This is a genomic window from Rhizobium ecuadorense (genome assembly GCF_001187535.1).
Taxonomy (GTDB): domain Bacteria; phylum Pseudomonadota; class Alphaproteobacteria; order Rhizobiales; family Rhizobiaceae; genus Rhizobium; species Rhizobium ecuadorense.
The window spans coordinates 1-258 of sequence record NZ_LFIO01001574.1 but is presented as its reverse complement, the minus strand read 5'-3'; the positions used below and the strand labels follow the sequence as shown (position 1 = coordinate 258).

Sequence of the window (258 nt, the reverse complement as noted above, 5' to 3'; positions counted from 1 at the left end):
GCCATGCGAATGCGAGGCGGGTCAGCACCGAGAGCTGCTCCCGCATGCCGCCGCTCAGCCGGTCGACATCCTCGTCCAGGCCGTTGCGGCGCACGATCTGCGGCAGCAAGGTGTCGCCGTCAAACGTGATCGAGATGTCGTCGAACAGCAGGCCGAGCAGCGGGGCGAGTTCGTTCATAACAGGCTTGAGATAGAGGTCGCGCGCCGCCGCCCGCGTCGCCGTCAGTGCCTTGCGCAGGCGATCGAGCACGCCGACCT

The 258-nt window shown here is 67.4% G+C and carries 1 protein-coding gene; it reads right to left on the bottom strand.

From position 1 onward, the window contains the following. Positions 1 to 258 (bottom strand): hypothetical protein (locus AF337_RS32220; protein ID WP_152971281.1); only part of this gene is annotated, 258 nt, incomplete at both ends.